Origin of the sequence: Nocardia sp. NPDC050412, assembly GCF_044458825.1 — a bacterium.
Lineage (GTDB): Bacteria > Actinomycetota > Actinomycetes > Mycobacteriales > Mycobacteriaceae > Nocardia.
In genome coordinates, this window is the sequence record NZ_JBITIJ010000005.1 from 544,260 (window position 1) to 562,221 (window position 17,962).

At 66.1% G+C, this 17,962-nt stretch carries 18 protein-coding genes; 5 read left to right on the forward strand and 13 right to left on the reverse strand.

Features of this window, described 5'->3' with window-relative positions; genetic code table 11:
- Window positions 1–87: 87 nt before the first annotated feature.
- Window positions 88–234 carry a hypothetical protein gene (locus ACIBI6_RS17055; RefSeq protein ID WP_364352655.1) on the reverse strand — a complete coding sequence of 49 codons (147 nt, stop codon included), beginning with the start codon at window positions 232–234 and terminating at the stop codon, window positions 88–90.
- A gap of 50 nt (window positions 235–284) precedes the next feature.
- On the opposite strand from ACIBI6_RS17055, the gene ACIBI6_RS17060 reads away from it, so the two are divergent.
- Window positions 285–482: a hypothetical protein gene (locus ACIBI6_RS17060; protein ID WP_364352658.1), complete on the forward strand. Its 198-nt coding sequence runs from the start codon at window positions 285–287 to the stop codon at window positions 480–482.
- Between the two features lie 14 nt (window positions 483–496).
- Here ACIBI6_RS17060 and ACIBI6_RS17065 read toward each other — a convergent pair whose 3' ends face one another.
- The 7 genes from ACIBI6_RS17065 to ACIBI6_RS17095 all read right to left on the reverse strand — a co-directional run bounded on the left by ACIBI6_RS17065 (window position 497) and on the right by ACIBI6_RS17095 (window position 7,198).
- Window positions 497–1,435 carry a VOC family protein gene (locus ACIBI6_RS17065; protein WP_364352661.1) on the reverse strand — a complete coding sequence of 313 codons (939 nt, stop codon included), beginning with the start codon at window positions 1,433–1,435 and terminating at the stop codon, window positions 497–499.
- A 30-nt stretch (window positions 1,436–1,465) separates the two neighbouring features.
- Window positions 1,466–2,983, reverse strand: a complete 1,518-nt coding sequence (locus ACIBI6_RS17070) for a bifunctional 3-(3-hydroxy-phenyl)propionate/3-hydroxycinnamic acid hydroxylase (RefSeq protein WP_364352664.1) — start codon at window positions 2,981–2,983, stop codon at window positions 1,466–1,468.
- Between the two features lie 109 nt (window positions 2,984–3,092).
- The gene (locus ACIBI6_RS17075) at window positions 3,093–3,530 is read right to left on the reverse strand and encodes a PaaI family thioesterase (RefSeq protein ID WP_396956893.1); all 438 of its coding nucleotides are present in this window, start codon (window positions 3,528–3,530) and stop codon (window positions 3,093–3,095) included.
- Entirely contained in the window at window positions 3,527–4,393 is an 867-nt protein-coding gene (locus tag ACIBI6_RS17080) for an ABC transporter substrate-binding protein (RefSeq protein WP_364352667.1), read from the reverse strand. Before ACIBI6_RS17080 ends, ACIBI6_RS17075 begins: the two co-directional genes overlap by 4 nt.
- 116 nt (window positions 4,394–4,509) lie before the next feature.
- On the reverse strand, window positions 4,510–5,688 hold the full coding sequence (locus ACIBI6_RS17085) for an FAD-dependent oxidoreductase (protein ID WP_364352670.1): 1,179 nt from the start codon (window positions 5,686–5,688) through the stop codon (window positions 4,510–4,512).
- Window positions 5,685–6,020, reverse strand: coding sequence for a non-heme iron oxygenase ferredoxin subunit (locus ACIBI6_RS17090; RefSeq protein ID WP_364352673.1), 336 nt, complete (start codon window positions 6,018–6,020; stop codon window positions 5,685–5,687). Before ACIBI6_RS17090 ends, ACIBI6_RS17085 begins: the two co-directional genes overlap by 4 nt.
- On the reverse strand, window positions 6,020–7,198 hold the full coding sequence (locus ACIBI6_RS17095; protein WP_396956895.1) for a cytochrome P450: 1,179 nt from the start codon (window positions 7,196–7,198) through the stop codon (window positions 6,020–6,022). Before ACIBI6_RS17095 ends, ACIBI6_RS17090 begins: the two co-directional genes overlap by 1 nt.
- A gap of 100 nt (window positions 7,199–7,298) precedes the next feature.
- On the opposite strand from ACIBI6_RS17095, the gene ACIBI6_RS17100 reads away from it, so the two are divergent.
- Window positions 7,299–8,222, forward strand: a complete 924-nt coding sequence (locus tag ACIBI6_RS17100) for a LysR family transcriptional regulator (protein ID WP_364352679.1) — start codon at window positions 7,299–7,301, stop codon at window positions 8,220–8,222.
- A gap of 7 nt (window positions 8,223–8,229) precedes the next feature.
- Here the strand turns inward: ACIBI6_RS17100 and fdhD are convergent, their stop codons facing one another.
- The 4 genes from fdhD to ACIBI6_RS17120 are packed head-to-tail and all read right to left on the reverse strand — an operon-like array spanning window position 8,230 to window position 13,129.
- The gene (gene fdhD / locus ACIBI6_RS17105; protein ID WP_396956896.1) at window positions 8,230–9,063 is read right to left on the reverse strand and encodes a formate dehydrogenase accessory sulfurtransferase FdhD; all 834 of its coding nucleotides are present in this window, start codon (window positions 9,061–9,063) and stop codon (window positions 8,230–8,232) included.
- Window positions 9,060–11,366: an FdhF/YdeP family oxidoreductase gene (locus tag ACIBI6_RS17110; protein ID WP_396956897.1), complete on the reverse strand. Its 2,307-nt coding sequence runs from the start codon at window positions 11,364–11,366 to the stop codon at window positions 9,060–9,062. Before ACIBI6_RS17110 ends, fdhD begins: the two co-directional genes overlap by 4 nt.
- Before the next feature lie 48 nt (window positions 11,367–11,414).
- Window positions 11,415–12,047: an MBL fold metallo-hydrolase gene (locus ACIBI6_RS17115; RefSeq protein ID WP_396956899.1), complete on the reverse strand. Its 633-nt coding sequence runs from the start codon at window positions 12,045–12,047 to the stop codon at window positions 11,415–11,417.
- On the reverse strand, window positions 12,044–13,129 hold the full coding sequence (locus ACIBI6_RS17120; RefSeq protein ID WP_396956901.1) for an S-(hydroxymethyl)mycothiol dehydrogenase: 1,086 nt from the start codon (window positions 13,127–13,129) through the stop codon (window positions 12,044–12,046). Before ACIBI6_RS17120 ends, ACIBI6_RS17115 begins: the two co-directional genes overlap by 4 nt.
- A 182-nt stretch (window positions 13,130–13,311) precedes the next feature.
- Between ACIBI6_RS17120 and ACIBI6_RS17125 the strand changes: the two genes are divergently transcribed.
- Window positions 13,312–14,583 (forward strand): response regulator transcription factor, encoded by a 1,272-nt coding sequence (locus ACIBI6_RS17125; protein ID WP_396956903.1) that lies wholly within the window; start codon window positions 13,312–13,314, stop codon window positions 14,581–14,583.
- Window positions 14,584–14,593: 10 nt separating this feature from the next.
- On the opposite strand, the gene ACIBI6_RS17130 is transcribed toward ACIBI6_RS17125, so the two are convergent.
- On the reverse strand, window positions 14,594–15,385 hold the full coding sequence (locus ACIBI6_RS17130; protein ID WP_396956904.1) for a GntR family transcriptional regulator: 792 nt from the start codon (window positions 15,383–15,385) through the stop codon (window positions 14,594–14,596).
- A 59-nt stretch (window positions 15,386–15,444) separates the two neighbouring features.
- Between ACIBI6_RS17130 and ACIBI6_RS17135 the strand changes: the two genes are divergently transcribed.
- Both ACIBI6_RS17135 and ACIBI6_RS17140 read left to right on the forward strand, forming a co-directional pair.
- The gene (locus ACIBI6_RS17135) at window positions 15,445–16,425 is read left to right on the forward strand and encodes an ornithine cyclodeaminase family protein (RefSeq protein WP_364352701.1); all 981 of its coding nucleotides are present in this window, start codon (window positions 15,445–15,447) and stop codon (window positions 16,423–16,425) included.
- 9 nt (window positions 16,426–16,434) lie between these two features.
- Window positions 16,435–17,919 carry an NAD-dependent succinate-semialdehyde dehydrogenase gene (locus ACIBI6_RS17140; RefSeq protein WP_364352704.1) on the forward strand — a complete coding sequence of 495 codons (1,485 nt, stop codon included), beginning with the start codon at window positions 16,435–16,437 and terminating at the stop codon, window positions 17,917–17,919.
- Window positions 17,920–17,962: the final 43 nt, after the last annotated feature.

A 17,962-nucleotide genomic window follows, 5' to 3' on the forward strand; every position in this document is an offset into this window, starting at 1 on the left:
GGGCCCTCGGTCGATGCCGCCGGGGCATCCAGTGCTCGGCCCCCGGCGGCACCGAATCTTCCAATGCGGCAACCGAAGAAGGTTTGGTCAGACGGTGCTGCCGCCGTCGCCGAGCAGCGTGCTGCCCGTCATGAAGGCCGACAGATCCGATGCGCAGCAGAGGACGACGCGGGCGATGTCGTCGGGAATACCGAGCGGCCACAGACCCCACATCCCGCGCGTCGAGTTCTTCATCGGCGCTAGCGCATCCGCACGCGCTTCAGCAGCAGTGCGCTACCCCCTCGATGGACAGCGCGTACCTATCGGCGGACGAGAAGGCTACCCGGGTGCTCGCGATGATGGACGGCCTGCGCATCCAATCCCTGCTCGATCCGTCTCGGGAAACCCTCGGGCTGCTCGAGGTGATCATGAAACTTGTCGTAACGCCCCGGGATCCGAAAAGGGCGGGGGCAGCGGGAAATTCGCTGCCTCCCGCCCGCTGACCGAGCCCGATATCTCACATAGGCGGTGCGACGAACTGGCCCTTGTCGGGGTCGTTGAACATCTGCTTGCTGATCCACTCGTCCGCGGTCTCCGCGATCCCCCACATATCGGAGGTTGCCGGATCGGAGACGTCGTAGATGCTGGGGTGCCAGGTGTCCTCGTCGATGGTGGCGAGCTCGGTGGTGTACTCCATAGTGTTGCCGTTGGGGTCGTGGAAGTACGTGAAGGTGTTGTCACCGGCGCGATGCCGGCCGGGGCCCCAGATCTTGGGGACTCCGGCGCGCATGAGACGCCCGCTGCCATAGAGGTATTCGTCCAGGCCGCGCAGTTCGAACGAGACATGGTTCAGCGCGGTATGCGGACCGCGGGAGACCGCGATGCTGTGGTGCTGGTCGCTGCAGCGCAGGAACCAGAACAGCCCGCCCATCCGGGGATGGGTATTCGTGTCGGACAGCCGGAAGTTCAGATGCTTCTCGTACCACGCCGTCATCTTCTCCGGCTCGGGCGAATTGAACACCACGTGCGACAGGCGCACCGGAATGTCTTCCTTCTCCTCGATCTTGCGATGCTTGCGGGTCTCCACATCCGACGACACCTCGATGGTGCGGCCCTCGAGGTCGAAGAACCGGAAACCGTAACCGCCACCGGGGGTTTGGAGGATATCCGGCTCATTGATCAGCTGCACGCCCTCCCTGCCGAGACGGGCGGCGAGTCCATCGACGGTCGCGCGGTCGGCCGCGCCGAGCGAGATCAGGTCGAGGCGTTTCTCCGCAGCCTTCCGGACCCGCACGATGTACTGCTCGGGTGAGCCTTCGGCGGCGAAGTAGCTCACGTCACGCTCGCCACCTGTGCTGGCCAAACCCCAGTGTTTCGCATAGAACTCGACTTGTTTGTCGTAGTCGGGCACGGCGATGTCGACGTGACGCAGATGGGTGATCGGACTGAACGACATTCATTTCTCCTTCGAAATTCGGTCCGCCGGCTACGAGGCCACAACGGGTGCGGCGGCCACCCGGGGCGCGGCGGTAAGGGCGGGGATTATGGTGAGCAGTTCCGCCAGTCGCGCTGCCGTATCGGCGGTGCCGAGCACGTAGCGGTCCGGCCGCACGACAATGGCCTTCGAGTCGACTGAGGCGAGGAGCTCTGCGACCTGTTCCGTGCCGGTCAGAACGACGATCTCGGGATTGGTCTCGACTTCGATCCGCGTATTCTCGGGGAGTCCGGCGAATATCTCGGCAGTGGTCGCGAGCAGAAAGCGCACGCCCACGATGTCGTCGAGGCGAGTCCCGTCGGCCAGCATGGGTTGCTGCGAGAGGTGTCCCGCATTCGGGTCGCCGGGACCGGTGTGCAGTCCCGGGCCGAGTGCCGGAAGCGGCGGATAGACGTCCTGGGGATGGCTGCGGATATGCGCATCGCGACCGGCCGCTGTCGCCGGATCGGTTGTCTGGACCAGATGCGCCATGGTGGCGGCCTTCTCCACCCAGTAGCGCGCATGGGGTAGCCGTTCGCTCTGGTAGGTGTCGAGTAGTTCCGGCGCAGCGGTGCCGCGTGCCACCGCCTTCAGCTTCCAGACCAGGTTGGTGACATCACGCATACCGGCACAGAGACCTTGGCCGAACAGTGGCGGCGCCTGGTGGGCGGCGTCGCCCGCGAGGAAGACGTTTCCGACGCGCCACTGTTCGGCGACTCGAGCGCGGAAGGTGTAGACGGCGATCCGGTCCGGCTCGAAATCGGCGACCGGCAGCACACCGCGGCTGATGCGCTCGATCGCCGGACGAGTCACGATCTCCTCGAGGTCGTCGTCCGGCATGACCTTGAATTCCATCCGGACGCGTTCGCCGGGCAGTCGAACCCACAGTCCCGGCCGGGAATGGTGTCCGAGGAAAGCCATCGTGCCGGGCAGGCCCGGGCTGTCGCGCAGCAGTCCGTCGACGACCAGCCACGGGTCGTCGGAACCCAGTTTCTCGGTCTCGATACCGAGCTGGCGCCGAACCTGGGAGTTGGCGCCGTCGCACGCGATCACCCAACGGACGCTGATGAACTCTGTTGTGCCATTGGCATTCTCGACTCGGCATCGCACGCCGTCGATGTCCTGTGTGAAGTCGAGGAGCGTGACACCCGAACACAGCCGCACGTTCGGGTATCGCTCGAGTTCGCCGCGCACAAGTGTTTCCATATCGGGCTGATGGAACATGAGATCGTCATGCCATGCCTGGGGGCCGAACTGACCGGTGGGCAGCTCGAACAGGAGCTCACCCGCCTCGTTCTCCATGCGGAATTCGGTCATCGGCTCGCAGAGCGCGCAGGCCAGCTCACCGATACCCAATGCCTGCAGTGTCCGCAGCGTTTCGCCGTCGAAATGCACGGCCCGGGCATGCGGCCAGGTTGTGGCTTCGCGCTCGATTCCGATCGCGGAGATGCCCGCACGTCCCAGCATGGCGAGAGCGATTGCCCCTACCGGTCCGCAACCGACGACAGCAACTTCGTAGTGGTACGACACCATCACTCCCTTGTGTACTAAACGTATCGTATCGAATCACAACTGTACGTCGGTGCGGCGCGGATCACAATCCCTTGGTGTCGATTCGAATTCGTGCAGGCCGCTGGGACTATTGCCCCGCACTCCGCTCACCGAGCAGGCTGCCGCGCGCCCGGAATTCGGCGATCACCTCGTCGCTACGTCGGATGGTTACGTCACAGACCAGCGTCCGCCCGGAGCGAGAGCGAACGGCCGCCTCGGCGGTCAGGACGTCACCGAGGTATGCCGGGCGCAGGTACTGGATGTCGGCGGCCGCCGTCACCGCGGGTCCGAAACTATTCGCCGCACACGCGAATACCGTGTCGGCCAGTGTGAATACCAGGCCGCCGTGCAGGATCCGGTGTCCATTGACCATGTCCGGGCGGACCGGCATGCGTGCCAGCGCGCTGCCCCGATCGGCGGACAGGATCTCGATGCCGAGCATTCTCGAGACCTGATCGGCATCCAGCAGTGCGCGCACCGTGTCGACCACGCGGCCGTTGTCGATGTCGTCGATGGCGGCGTTCACACGGACACCACGGCGGCCAGCGGAGCGGGCTCGAAAAGTTCGCCGGCTCCGGGTTCGCCGGGTGGCATCATCTCCAGCTCAGCGCGGATCGAGTAGAGGCGGCGCAGCCCGGAGGGTGCCGGGGTGAGCGACTCCGGGGTGGCGTGGAGGCTCGCGCGTGCCGAGGGTTCGGTGTATCCGCCCCGGACGAGAACATCGATCGCTTGCCCGGCCTCGGCCGTGGCGAGCCAGCGCCGGGCACGGTCCAGGCAGGACAGGTATTTGCTGATCGCTTCGGTGGATGCCAGCCCGGCGGTGCCGGCCACCAGACCCTGCCCCGGATAGTCGGGCACTTCGTCGCCAACCGCCAGCAGAACCGGCAAGCCCTCGGCTCGGGCCAGTTCGTCCAGGGGCGGGCCGAGCAGGGTTGCCGCGATGTCGCCGGCGAGCAGGGCGTCGTAACGTTCGCGCACCCCGCCCACCGGGATCAGGAGATAATCGTCGAAGTTGAGCCCGTGCGACCGCAGGACGTGCCGCAGTACGACGGCGAACCCGTTGTCGACGGCGTCCACGCCCAATTCAGCCCCCCGTAGCGAATCGATCGTGCCGAATCCCTTGCGCCCCACCAACTGCAGCGGTGTGGTCCGCTCCAACTGTGCGAGCAGCCGGACCTCGGCTCCGGTCGCATTCCAGACGATCAGATTGTCGATGGCGGTCACGGCCAGGTCGCAGTCGCCGCCGACGAGCTGGGCGCGCTGTTGGTCCGAGGATCGGGTGAGCGTGGTGTCGACCTCGACCCCGGCTTCCGTAAGGAAGCCGAGTTGGTCGGCCACGACATACAGCGGCGGGTGGACGAACACCGACTGGTGCAGTCGGACAGTCATAAGGATCTACCTTTCTGAGTCACCGGATGACGCATGGTCCTTATTCTGAACGATACGTCTAGTTCACTACCGGCTCGGCGGAGATCAGGTTCACGTTGGGCAATTTCTGCACACCGTCAGTGGGCCGCCGCCCGGAGGGAATCGTTGTTCCGGCGCCGCCACTGCGTGAATTCGCGGGGCATGCTCCAACCCAGCACCGCGGTGACGGCATCGTCACGGCGCTGGACCGCCACGAACCGGGCATCGTCGACAGCCCCCTCGACGATGTCGACCGGAAGATCCGCCTCGATTCGGCCGACCATTTGAATCCGATGGCCGAACTGGTCGGACCAGAAGTAGGGTGCGTCGAGATGCGGGGCACAAGGCGATCCGCCCGTGAGGTCAGCGAGCAATGTCCGCGCCGCGGTGGCCGCCATGCCCGAAGCTGTCGTCCAGTGCTCGATTCGGATCTGGCGGTCGCCGCGCTGGAAACGCGCCACGTCGCCAGCGGCCACGACGCCCGCGATATTGGTTCTGCCCCAGGGATCGGTCAGCACGCCGTTGTCGCAGAGCACACCGGAGCCCTCGAGCCACTCGGTATTGGGGATCGCACCGATTCCGACCAGGACCAGGTCGGCGGGCAGCCGTGTACCGTCGTCCAGTACGACTGCCGAGACCCGCTGTGCGCCATCGAATTCGGCGACGGTGTGACCGGTGATCATCTCGACGGTGTGATCGCTCATGGTCCGGCGAAGCAGATCGGAGGCCACTCGACCCAGATGGGCGTGGAAGGGCTGTTCCGCGGCTTCGACTACGGTCACCCGTTTACCCAGAGCGCCTGCTGTGGAGGCGACTTCGGCACCGATGAAGCCAGCGCCCACGATGACAACCTGCTGCGCGGACTCCATCGCCCCCCTGAGCGAGACGGCGTCGTCGAGGGTGCGCAGGACGTGAATTCCGGTCAGCTTGTCGCCCTTCGGAATTCGCCGGGCCCGCGCGCCGGTGGCGATGACGATACCGTCGACGGCCAGGGTTTCGCCGTCGCCGATGGTCACCTGCCCCGGCCGCAGGCTCGTCGCCGCCCAGCCGAGCACCCATCGTGCCGCAAGGGACTCGCGGGCAGCGCTGTCCGCCAACGCGATATCGACGGTCTCGATCTTGCCGAGAAGGAAGTCCTTGGACAGGGGCGGTCGATCGTAGGGTGGATGGGATTCGTCGCCGATGATCGTCATTTCGCCGTCGTACCCCTCCGCACGCAGGGTTTCGGCGGCGCGAAGGCCGGCCAGCGACGCGCCCACCACGGCGATATGAGTCACGATCGCTCCTCGAGGAGGAAGACTTCGCCATTCTCGACCACCACCGGGAAGGTGGCGATCGGCTCACGGGCCGGGGGGACATCGGGTGCCCCTGTCGCCAGATCGAAGCGCGATTCGTGCAGCGGGCACTCGACGCATCCGTCCTCGACCCAGCCGTCGGACAGTGCGGCCGTCTGATGGCTACAGGTGTCGGCGATACAGAAGATCTCGCCATCGGACTCGGCCACGGCCAGCGGGGTGTCGATGCCCGGCACATCGGTGACGCGGATGATGCCGTTCGCGGGGACGTCCGCGCGGTCGCACAGTTTGATTCGAATCATGGTGTCGCTCATTACTTCTCCGTCTGGTCGAACAGCACCGGCACGGATGCCGGACCCCGGAACTGCCAGCCGATGAACCGTGGTTCGGCGGCCGGCCGAATACCGGGCAGGTCGAGGATCAAGGGGACGGCGGCACGCATCATCGCGCGCACCAGGTGGCTGCCGAGGCAGAAGTGCGCGCCTACGGAGAAGCCGAGGTGATCCTCGAGTGCCGGGCGGTCGATGTCGAACTTCTCCGGATCGGCGAACTTCCGCTCGTCGTAGTCAGCGGACATGGCCAGCACCAGAACGGTGTCGCCGGCCTTCAAATCCGCTGCGGGGCCGGAGAAGTCCTGAATCAGAAGGCGCGGGTAACTGCCGACCGGTGTCAGCCACCGCACGGATTCGTCAATGGCGCGTTCGAATGCCGCACTGTCCTCGCGAACCCGCTGGCGGGTCTCGGGGTGGGTCATCAGCAGCCACGGCAGGGTAGCGATCGCGTCACGAGCGTCATTGAAACCGCCGGCGATCATGAGCTGGATATTGGCCGCGATCTCCTCGAGCGACAGCGGCTCGTCCGGGCTGGCGTGGACCATGGCCGAGACCACCGTAGCGTCGGGCTCGCGGCGAACACGTTCGATGGCCAGCCGGACCGCTTCGGTGTTCTCGGCGCGCGCGTTCTCGACGACCTTCCACACATCGGGGTCGTCGGTGTTGTTGATGAATCCGCCGATGTAGGCGTCGGACCAGCGGTGGATGTCCTCGGGTGTGGCGTCGAGGAGACCGAGCACCTCCCGCAGGCAGGCCCCGGTGAAGCCATTGGCGAAATCGGCCGCCAGCTCGGCCTGGTCGCGACCGCGAAGTGGCTCGAGGTACTGCCGGGCGAGGTCGTCGATGACCTCGGGCCAGGCGCGTTGGATCGAGCGGCGCTTGAGCGGCTCGTCACCGGAGCCACGGAGGCGTCGGTGGAGGTCTCCTTCACTGCGGATCATGGTCTGCCCGAGGGTGCGAGTGAGCAGCGCGCCCGGAATCTCGGTGGAGAAGATCTCCGGATGCGAGTCCACGAAGACGACGTCATCGAAACGGCTGACCAGCCACATTTTCATGGTTTCGGACCAGGTCCAGCGTTCGGCCTCGCGCAGGGTGGCGAAGGTGGGAAAGGGGTCGACCATCATGGCGTCGAGGTCGAGATCGATTTGCGGTGTCGGCACCGAATTCCTCCTCATCGAGGGTGTTGCACCCTCATGAGTGTGATCCGCGCCATCTCGTATGAAAAGCACATATATCGGGCATTTGACCTAAGTTATTCTTATGAAGTCGCTCGACGTCACCTTGCGCCAGCTCGAATTCTTCGTGGCAACCGTTGAACGCGGAACATTGAGCGCGGCGGCTGCGGAGTTCCACGTTTCGCAGACCGCGGTGTCATTGGCCATCAGTCAGCTCGAGAAAGCGCTCGGCGTTCAGGTGCTGGTCCGCCGACCTGCCAAAGCGCCTGCGCTCACGGCCGCGGGACGGCAGTTGCTCGTCGATGCCCGGCAGGTGCTGGGCCATGCGGGTGAGCTCGAAAGCGCCGTGCGCACCATCGGACAGGACATTTCGGGACAGCTTGCCATCGGCTGCTTCCCGACGATCACCCCGTTCGTCATGGGCAGGATTCTCGAGGAGGTGCCGATCCGCTATCCGGAACTGGAGATCGATCTCGTCGAGGACACCGTCGAGGGCCTGCAGGGGCGGCTCGCCGACGGACTGTGCGATCTGGCGATCATGTACGACATCGGCTTGGGCAGCGATGTCACGACGCTGCCGCTGTACTCCTGCCCGCCCTACGCGGTGCTGCCCGCCGGGCATCGATTCGCCACGCGACGCACTGTGGCGCTGTCCGAACTGATCGACGAGCCGATGGTGATGATCGATATGCCGCCCAGCTTGGAGTTCTTCACCGGCCGAATAACCGAGGCGGGCTATACCCCAGATATCCGCTTCCGGACCAGAAGCGTCGAGACGGTGCGCACGTTCGTAGGCCGCGGCATGGGATGGGCTGTGCTGCTGCACCGCCCGGGGACCGAGCGCAGTTACGACGGCAGCGAGGTCGCCTCGATCGATCTCGAGGGGATGGGAGCGCCGGTCGAGGTCCTGCTCGTCATGAACTCCACCGCGCGGATGACTCGACGGGCACGGGCTTTCGCGGACCTGGCTCGTGAACTGCTGCGCACCGGCCCTGCCCCGGCCCGCTGACCGGATGTCACAGCGCCACGACGCCCTTGTCGATGTCGATGCGCTGCGCATCGGTGTAGATGTTCATGGTCTCGCCGCGCAGGAAGCCCACAAGAGTGATCCCGGCGTCAGCGGCCAAGTCCACCGCCAGTGAGCTGGGGGCCGAGACCGCGCCCAGCACGGGAATGCCCGCCAGCACCGCCTTCTGCACCAGCTCGAACGAGGCCCTGCTGCTCACGATGAGGGCGAGATCCGCTGCGGGGATCCGGTTTTTGCGCACAGCCCAGCCGATCACCTTGTCGACCGCATTGTGCCGTCCGACATCCTCGCGGACCACGAGGGCGGTGCCGTCCCGCGTGAACAAACCCGCCGCGTGCAGTCCACCGGTGACGGCGAAGGCCGCCTGCTGTGACCGGAGCTCATCGGGCAGGGCGTACAGGACCGTCGAATCGATCGTGAAATCGCCGTAGCGCGGCCGGAATCGGGTGCGGGTTCGGACCTCGTCGAGCGAGGTCTTGCCGCAGAGGCCGCACGCGCTGTTGGTGATGAACCGTCGGCTCGGCAGCGGTGTGGGAGTGCGCAACCGGATATCGAGAACGTTGTACGTGTTGTGGCCGTCGGCGTCGGTTCCGGCGCAGTAACGGGCGGAGGCGATGTCATCGACCGAGTCGATGATGTTCTCGCTGAACAGGAATCCGTACGCCAGGTCGATATCGCTGCCCGGGGTGCGCATGGTGACGGTCAACGGTTCGCCGCCGATGCGCAGTTCGAGGGGTTCTTCGACGGCGAGGGTGTCGGGGCGGCGGACTTCCCCGGCGCGGGTTATCCGAATCACCTTGCGACGGGTCGTGATTCGACTCATGCTCGCACCTGACCGCTGGCTTCCAGCCGGATCGTGACGGCCTTGGAGACCGGTGTATTGGACCGTTCGGCGACGTGGTCCAGCGGGACCAGCGGATTGGTTTCGGGGTAGTAGGCGGCGGCATTGCCGCGCGGGGTGGAATAGGGGACCAGCCGAAAATCGGTGATCCGGCGTTCGATGCCGTCGGTCCACTCCGACACCAAGTCCACGAGGTCGTCCTCGGCGAAACCAAGGGCGGCGATATCGTCCGGATGCACCAGAACGACCTTGCGCCCGTTGTGGATTCCGCGATAGCGGTCGTCGAGTCCGTAGATGGTGGTGTTGTACTGGTCGTGGCTGCGCAAGGTCTGCAGGATGAGACGGCCCTCGGGGACTGGCAGCCAGTGCAGGTCGTTGACCGCGAAATTGGCCTTGCCGGTGGCGGTGTGGAACTCGCGGTTGTCGCGGGGTGGGTGCGGAAGCTGGAAGCCGTCGCGGTGACGCACTTTCTTATTGTAGTCGGCGCAGCCGGGCACCACGCGGGCGATGGCGTCGCGGATGGCGTCGTAGTCGTGCTGGAATTCCGCCCAGGGGACGGGGTGGTCGGAGCCGAGGAGTTCCTCGGCCAGTTCGCACACGATGGCGACCTCGCTGCGCATATGATCGCCGACCGGTCGCAGCCGTCCGGTGGACAGATGCACCATCGACATCGAATCCTCCACCGACACTTGCTGTTCGACTCCGGTGGCGGAGAGGTCGAGGTCGCTGCGGCCGAGAGTGGGCAGGATGAGCGCTGTGCTGCCGTGCACGACGTGGCTGCGGTTGAGTTTCGTCGAGACGTGGACGGTCAGCGCACAATTCCGCAGCGCGGACTCGGTGGCGTTCGTATCGGGAGCGGCGGACACGAAATTGCCGCCCATGCCGAAGAACACCGTGGCGCGCCCGTCCCGCATGGCGCGAATGGCGTCGACGGCGTCATAGCCGTGGCGGCGCGGGCTGGTGATGCCGAATTCGGAATCCAGTGCGGCGAGGAAGGTTTCGGGCATCTTCTCCCAGATGCCCATGGTGCGGTCGCCCTGCACGTTCGAATGCCCGCGGACCGGGCACACGCCCGCACCCGGTTTGCCGATCATGCCGCGTAGCAGCAGCAGGTTCGTGCCCTCCTCGATGGTGGCTACCCCGTGGCGCTGTTGGGTGAGGCCCATGGCCCAGCACAGAATGGTCGCCTTCGACCCGGCCAACAGTGCGGCAGCCTGTTCCAGCTGTTCGCGTGTCAAGCCGGTCGCTTCCTCGACGAGGGCGAGATCGACTGCGCGCATGTGCTTTTCGTATGAGGCGAAGCCGGCGGTCCGAGTGTCGACGAACTCCCGGTCGACCACGGTGCCAGGCGCGCGGTCCTCGGCCTCGAACATCAATCTGCCCAGCCCTTGGAACAGTGCCATATCGCCGCCGAGGCGGATTTGCAGGAATTCATCGGCGATGGTGACGCCGGTGGTGAGGCCCTTGACCGTCTGTGGATCACGGAAGCCGATCAGCCCGGTCTCGGGCAGCGGATTGATCGCGATGATCTTCGCCCCCGCCGCCTTGGCCTTCTGCAACGCCGACAGCATGCGCGGGTGGTTGGTGCCGGGATTCTGTCCAGCCACCACGATCAGATCGGCCTTCTCGAAGTCGTCGATCGACACCGAGCCCTTGCCGATACCGATGGAGCCGGTCAGCGCGGTGCCGGAGGATTCGTGGCACATGTTCGAGCAGTCCGGCAGGTTGTTGGTGCCGAAGCTACGCACGAGCAGTTGATAGAGGAACGCGGTCTCGTTGGCGGTGCGGCCGGAGGTGTAGAACAGAGCATCGTCAGGAGAAGTGAGGTCGCGCAACTTGGCCGCGATCAATCGGTAGGCGTCGGCCCAGTCGATGGGTGAGTAGTGAGTGTCGCCGGGCCGCAAGGCCATTGGATGGGTCAGGCGTCCCTGCTGGCCGAGCCAGTACCCGGTCTTCTCCGCAAGCTCCCGCACCGAATGCCGGGCGAAGAATTCCGGTCCGACGGTGCGCAGCGTCGCCTCTTCCGCGACGGCCTTCGCTCCGTTCTCGCAGAACTCGGCCCGGCGGCGGTGCCCGGCAGGCTCCGGCCATGCGCAGCCCGGGCAGTCGAAGCCGTGTCGCTGGTTGACGCGGGTCAGGGTGCGCGCCGTGCGGAGCACACCCATCTCCGCGACGGCACGGTCCAAGGCCACCGTCACCGCTGTCACGCCCGCCGCCTGGGTTTTCGGGGCGGTGACGGAGAGCTCGGACTCGTCGAAGTCCCGTGTCGGCGCGTTGCGGTTCATGGCGGGAATTCACTCTCTCTTTCGAAATGCGAAGGGGCGCTGGGCAGATCAGAACCCGCGGGCGATCCACTCCGCCAGGTGGGGTGCTTCGGCGCCGATGGTCGTGCCGTCACCGTGGCCGGTATAGACACGGGTGTGCTCCGGGAGCGTGAGCAGGCGATCGCGGATGGAACCGATAATGGTGGGGAAATCCGAGAAGGACCGGCCGGTGGCCCCCGGTCCGCCCGCGAACAAGGTGTCGCCCGAGAACAGGGTGTCGGCCTCGGGGATGTACAGGCAAACCGACCCCGGTGAGTGGCCGGGCGCGTGGATGACGTGCAGCTCCGTCCCCGCTATGGCAATGCGCTGTCCGTCGGTGAGCGGCCAGTATGACTCACCTGGGTGTGTCAGCTGCCAGAGCGAGTCGTCTCCGGGGTGCACCAGAACGGGCGCATAGACATCTTCGGCGAGTTGTGGGGCGAAGGTGACGTGGTCGTTGTGCCCGTGGGTGCATACGACGGCGACGACATCGCGGTCGCCGATGGCCTCCATGACTGGTTTGGCGTCATGGGCCGCGTCGATGACGATCACTTGGTCGTCATCGCCCACCACCCAGACATTGTTGTCGACATCCCAGGAACCGCCATCGAGTTCGAAGACTCCGGAAGTCACCACCCGCTCGATGCGGAGCCGGCCACTCACAGCACGACCACCGACCGCAGCACCTTGCCCTCGTGCATGGTGTGGAACGCCTGCTCCACCTCGCCGAGTGTGATGCGTTCGGTGACGAACTTGTCCAAGGGCAGGCGTCCCTGCCGATACAGGTCGATCAGCATCGGGAAGTCCCGGTCCGGCAGACAGTCGCCATACCAGGAGGATTTGAGCGCTCCTCCGCGGGAGAAGAAGTCGATCATCGGCATCTCCATCCGCATATCCGGGGTGGGGACGCCCACCAGCACCACGGTGCCGGCCAGATCGCGCGCATAGAACGCCTGCCGCCAGGTTTCGGGGCGGCCCACAGCATCGATGACCACGTCGGCACCGAACCCGCCGGTGAGCTCCTGGACGGCGGCTACCGTGTCGGTGGTGGCGGCATTGACGGTGTGGGTGGCACCGAGGTCGGTAGCCCACGCCAATTTCCGCTCGTCGCGATCCACGGCGATGATCGTGGACGCTCCAGCCAGCCGTGCACCGACGATGGCGGCATCCCCGACGCCGCCACAGCCGATCACCGCCACCGAATCCCCACGGCCGACATTCCCGGTATTGAGCGCGGCGCCGAGGCCGGCCATGACGCCGCAGCCGATCAAGCCGGCGACCGCCGGATCGGCGGCGGGGTCGACCTTGGTGCATTGGCCGGCATGGACGAGGGTCTTCTCGGCGAACGCGCCGATACCGAGCGCTGGGGTGAGTTCGGTTCCGTCGGTCAGCGTCATCTTCTGCGTGGCGTTGAAGGTGTCGAAACAGTACTGCGGACGGCCCCGCCGGCAGGCCCGGCAGCTGCCACACACGGCCCGCCAATTCAGAATCACGAAATCCCCGACCTCGACGGAATCGACTCCCGCGCCGACGCTTTCGACCGTGCCCGCCGCTTCGTGGCCGAGCAGGAAGGGAAATTCGTCGTTGATACCGCCCTCCCGATAGGTGAGGTCGGTATGGCACACGCCGCACGCGGCGACGGCGACGACGACCTCGCCCGGCCCGGGGTCGGGGATGATGATGTCGGTCAACTCGACCGGTGCCCCCGGTTTACGGGCGATGACTCCACGAACCTGCTGCGGCATAACTGGCTGTTCCTCCGATGAATGATCGAGCCATGCGTTCACGCGCATGCTTAGGCAGCGACGCTAGCTCCGGGCGATCCGATCGCGGACCTGGCCGGACGGATAGTGCGACCTATCCCTTTGGCGGGCTGACTCGTGCTCGACTCATTCTATACGGACCGTTTCGTTTTGCAATCGACGACGTGAGAACTCCGGTACCCTTGCCCCCTGTGGAGCGAGTGTGCGCCCTCGAAGGGCTGCGGAAAGTGGTCGATGGTCCACTCACCGACATCGCCCGCCGACTCTCGCGCTTCCTCGCCGAACAGTGGCCGCATCGCGCACTGGTGATCTTCACCCGGGAATGCACCGGCCGTCCACGCAAGCTCGCAGGTGCCGCCGACATCATCGATCGAATCACCATCGCTGAGCTCGAGGAGCTGAAATCGGCGGTCGCACCGGGCGGTTCCTATGCGGGGTCGGCCACCCTGAACGGCGAGGGCCGGTGGGTCTGGGCGATTCGGGACACCTCGAACACCTTGCTGGTGCTGGTCCCGCGCACGCCAGGGGAGCTACCCGACCAGGCGGAGTTGGCGGCGGCATTCGGGATCGTCGCGACATCGATTCGGCAACAGGTGATCCATGCGAGCCCGGAGTACCTTGCCGAATCGCGTGCGGCGTCGGATGCGAGGGCTCGCACCACCACGGAACTGACCGCCTCACATGAAGCAGCACTGGCGGGCATTCTCGTGGCCCTGCGATCGTCGGGCCTGGACGACCATCAGGCCCGGACAGTAGCGACGGGCGCCGCCTCGGATGCGCTGATCGCACTGCGGTCCCGGCAGGCCACTGATCGGGCATTCGCCGAGGAACCGCCGGTCGCGGCGTTCGAGCGGATGCAGCGCGAAATCGGATCCCTAGTGCGTCACCGGCGGGTAGAAACGGAATTCGTCGCGCCACCACTGGACGGACGACCGATTCCAGGTGAGGTCGCTGTCGGCGCCCGCGCGATGACGCAGGCCGCAGTGTTCGCCCTGGCCACTCAACCCGATCTCGACCGCCTGCGCATCGCCTGGGGATGTGAATCGGGTGCGCTCGTCGTCGATATCCGAGATCGCGCCGCGGGCCGCTGGAACTCGAACACGTTGCGACGCAACCTCGAAGGCCGGGTGCATACACTGCGCGCGGATCTGGAGATCGAGTCCGTGCCGGGCTGGGGGAGCCGGGTGCTGATCCGGCTTCCGCTCGACCCACCGCCGTCACAGCCCGACCAGCCGGAACTGGCGCGCTTGAACGCCCGCGAGCGAGAGGTGCTCGCGCTGGTCGCGGAAGGTAAGCGCAACAAGGCCATAGCGGTGCAGCTGGGTGTTGCCGAGAGCACGGTCAAATTTCATGTCACGGCGCTGCTCAGGAAGCTCGCGGTGTCCTCGCGTGGAGAGGCTGCGGCGATCGGCATGCGGGCCGGACTCGCTCCGTAGCCGCGCGACGTCACGCCGATACCGTTGGTTCCCAACCGGTTTCGAGCAGGGCGACTTCGAGTGCCGAACCCGGCGAAATCCGGTAGCCGTCCGGCATCACCCGCAGGTGGACCGCGAGCAGGTGATCACGGGTGGCCGCCATCGCCTCCTCGACTTCGCCTGCCGCACACGCGCCGAGTATGCGTTCGTGCTCGGCCACGGCATTGCCTCGCCGGAGGTCGAAGTGCATTCGGATGCGCTCGGCCTGCGAGGACAGGTCGCTCGTCATGCGCGACAGCGTCTTTGAGCCGCCCGCTTCGTACAGCGCCTGATGAAACGCGCAGTTGAACCGTCCGAAGGAGGTCTGCGCGGCAGTCGGGCCGGCCATGGCCCGGGTCAGTTCCGCATTGGCCTCCCGCATGCGGTCCAGGTTCTCCGGGCGCAGACGAGGCACCGCGATGCGGGTGGCGAACGTCTCCAGATGGATGCGCAGCGCGGCGATGTCCTCCGCCTCGGCCAGATCGATGCCGGTCACCACCACGCCCCGGTAGGGGAGTCGCTCGATCAGCCCTTGCGCCTCCAGTTGCAGGAGTGCCTCGCGCACCGGGGTGCGGCTGACGCCGAGGGATTCGGCGACTTCGGTCGGGTCGATGCGGTCTCCGGGAGCCAGTTCGCCACCGACGATCCGTTCACGCAGTCGATCGCAGACTTTGTCCGCGACCCGTCGATGGATCGAATCCATATTCACCACTCCCTGTGCTGTCGCCAGCTCGTGGCTGTCCAGCAGATCCAATATCCAATGTCCAACGCTATGGTGCATCATATCCGCATCCGATACGATCCGTTTAGTATCGCTACCGCTTGGAGAGGAAGGGGAGACGATTGACGCTCCTGCTGGATGACACCACGGTGCAGTCGGTCTTCGACTGGAAGACGGCGATCGCCGCGCTGAGTGAGGCGTACGGAGCGGCGTCCGAAGATTCGCGCTTCCCGGAGCGGACGATCGCACGCGGCGGCACCTCGATGCTGCGGACGATGAGCGGTGTGCCGGGCAGCGGTGGACTGATGGGCTCGAAGACCATCGCCGGTGCGATCGGCGTGCGTCAGTTCTCCTATCTCATCTCCCTGTTCGATCAGCAGTCCGCGGAACTGGTGGCGCTGCTCGACGGCAACTCGATCACCGGCTTCCGCACCGCGGCCACCTCCGCGCTCGCGGCCGACCTGCTGGCCGTACCCGGACCGGTGACCGTAGGCGTCATCGGTTCGGGCTTCGAGGCGAAAAAACACGTTCGCGCACTCGCCGCCGTACGCGAGCTCGATGCCGTGCGCGTGTTCAGCCCGCGCGCGCAGAGCCGCGCACACTTCGCCGAGGAATTGGCGGATCTGGACACCTCGATCGTTCTGGCAGAGTCGCCGCAGGCGGCCTTGGCGGGCGCGAATCTGGTGATCTGCGCGGCACGCTCCTATGACGAGTCGCCGATCCTGCTCGGTGAGTGGCTCCAACCGGGCACGACAGTCGTCTCGATCGGCTCCACCGTGCGGGAACAGCGCGAAGTCGATCCAGAGGTGATCGCGCGCGCTGATGTCGTCATTGCCGACGTACTCGAGGAAGTGCTGCACGACAGCGGCGACCTCATCGCCGCGGCCGCAGCGGGAATCGACGTGACCGACCGGATCGCCGCACTGTCGGACCTGGTGTCCGGGCGGCACCCCGGCCGCACGACCGCGGAGCAGATCGTTGTGTACAAGTCCGTGGGCTCCGCTGTCCAGGACCTGGCCGTCGCCGCCGTGTGCGCGGATGCCGCCCGCAAAGCAGGGCTCGGGTCTGAACTGCCGATCCGGATCCAGCCCGTTCGAAAGTAGGGACGCACCATGGGAATTCCTCTCACCGATAAGCCGACGCTCGCCGACGCCCCGCTCTCACGCAGCGCGGCCTATATCGACGGCGAGTGGGTCGAACACGGCGACTCCGGCAGCTTTACCGTCGAAAACCCTTCGACGGGAGAACAATTGGCCGAGCTTCCGTCCCTGAGCCGGGCCCAGGTGGCCGGTGCCATCGATGCCGCGCACCGGGCGCTGCCTGGGTGGCGGGCCAGGTCCGCGAAGGAGCGCGCCCAGATTCTGCGGAGGTGGTTCGACCTCGTGACCGAGCATGCCGAGGACCTGGCCCGGCTGATCGTCGTCGAAGAGGGCAAGCCGATGTCCGAGGCACAGGGCGAGGTCGCCTATGCCGCGTCGTTCATCGAGTGGTTCGCCGAAGAGGCCAAGCGGGTGCGCGGTGACATCTTCCCGGCGCCGGATCCCGCGAACCGAGTTCTGGTGCTCAAAGAACCCGTGGGTGTTTGTGTCGCGATCACGCCGTGGAACTTTCCCGCCGCCATGATCACCCGCAAGGCGGCGCCAGCGCTGGCCGCAGGGTGCACGATGGTGGTCAAGCCCGCGGAGCAGACGCCACTGACGGCGCTGGCGCTCGCGGAGCTGGCCCGGTGTGCCGGAGTGCCGGCCGGTGTGTTCAACGTGGTGCTGGGCAATGCGCGCGAGATCGGTCCGGAACTCACCGGCAATCCGCTGGTCCGGAAGGTGAGTTTCACGGGTTCGACGGAGGTCGGGCGGCTGCTGCTCGAGCAGTGCGCGGCGACTGTCAAGAAGGCGTCGATGGAGCTGGGCGGTAACGCGCCAGCGATCGTCTTCGACGACGCGGACCTCGAAGTCGCCGTCTCCGGTGTGCTCGCGGCGAAGTACCGCAACACCGGCCAAGCGTGCATCAGTGCGAACCGCGTGTATGTGCAGTCGGGCATCTACGAGCGCTTCACCGCGCGGCTGGCCGCGCGAGTCGCCGAGCTGACGGTCGGCGACGGCTTCGAACCCGGTGTCGCGCAAGGCCCCATGATCGATCGTGCGGCGATCGCCAAAGTCGAGGAGCACGTCGGCGACGCCGTCGAGCACGGTGCGCGGGTGGTGTGCGGCGGCGCGAGGCACGAGCGCGGCAACCTGTTCTATCAGCCGACCGTGCTTGCCGATGTCGCCGCGGGCATGAAGATCACCCGCGAGGAGACCTTCGGCCCGATCACTCCGCTGATTCCGTTCACCGACGAGGCCGATGTGATCCGGCAGGCGAACGACACCGAATTCGGTTTGGCCGCTTACCTTTTCAGTCGCGATGCGGAGCGGATCTGGCGCGTCGCGGCGGCCCTCGAAGCCGGCATGGTCGGCATCAACTCCGGCCTGATCTCCAACGAGACCGCGCCCTTCGGCGGCATCAAACAGTCCGGCCTCGGCCGGGAGGGATCGATCTACGGCATCGACGAATACCTGGAGATGAAGTACCTGGCATGGGCGGGCAGCGGAGCGCTCTGATCGCGGCCGCTCGAGAAGTCGCCCCCATCTATCGAAACAGCGG

Excerpts from the sequence above, each read along its gene's own strand:
- ACIBI6_RS17100 (WP_364352679.1), top strand. The coding sequence starts at position 7,299 with ATGAAGTCGCTCGACGTCACCTTGCGCCAGCTCGAATTCTTCGTGGCA.
- ACIBI6_RS17055 (WP_364352655.1), bottom strand. The coding sequence starts at position 234 with ATGAAGAACTCGACGCGCGGGATGTGGGGTCTGTGGCCGCTCGGTATT.
- fdhD (WP_396956896.1), bottom strand. The coding sequence starts at position 9,063 with ATGAGTCGAATCACGACCCGTCGCAAGGTGATTCGGATAACCCGCGCC.
- ACIBI6_RS17130 (WP_396956904.1), bottom strand. The coding sequence starts at position 15,385 with ATGATGCACCATAGCGTTGGACATTGGATATTGGATCTGCTGGACAGC.
- ACIBI6_RS17140 (WP_364352704.1), top strand. The coding sequence starts at position 16,435 with ATGGGAATTCCTCTCACCGATAAGCCGACGCTCGCCGACGCCCCGCTC.
- ACIBI6_RS17080 (WP_364352667.1), bottom strand. The coding sequence starts at position 4,393 with ATGACTGTCCGACTGCACCAGTCGGTGTTCGTCCACCCGCCGCTGTAT.
- ACIBI6_RS17060 (WP_364352658.1), top strand. The coding sequence starts at position 285 with ATGGACAGCGCGTACCTATCGGCGGACGAGAAGGCTACCCGGGTGCTC.
- ACIBI6_RS17110 (WP_396956897.1), bottom strand. The coding sequence starts at position 11,366 with ATGAACCGCAACGCGCCGACACGGGACTTCGACGAGTCCGAGCTCTCC.
- ACIBI6_RS17120 (WP_396956901.1), bottom strand. The coding sequence starts at position 13,129 with ATGCCGCAGCAGGTTCGTGGAGTCATCGCCCGTAAACCGGGGGCACCG.
- ACIBI6_RS17090 (WP_364352673.1), bottom strand. The coding sequence starts at position 6,020 with ATGAGCGACACCATGATTCGAATCAAACTGTGCGACCGCGCGGACGTC.
- ACIBI6_RS17065 (WP_364352661.1), bottom strand. The coding sequence starts at position 1,435 with ATGTCGTTCAGTCCGATCACCCATCTGCGTCACGTCGACATCGCCGTG.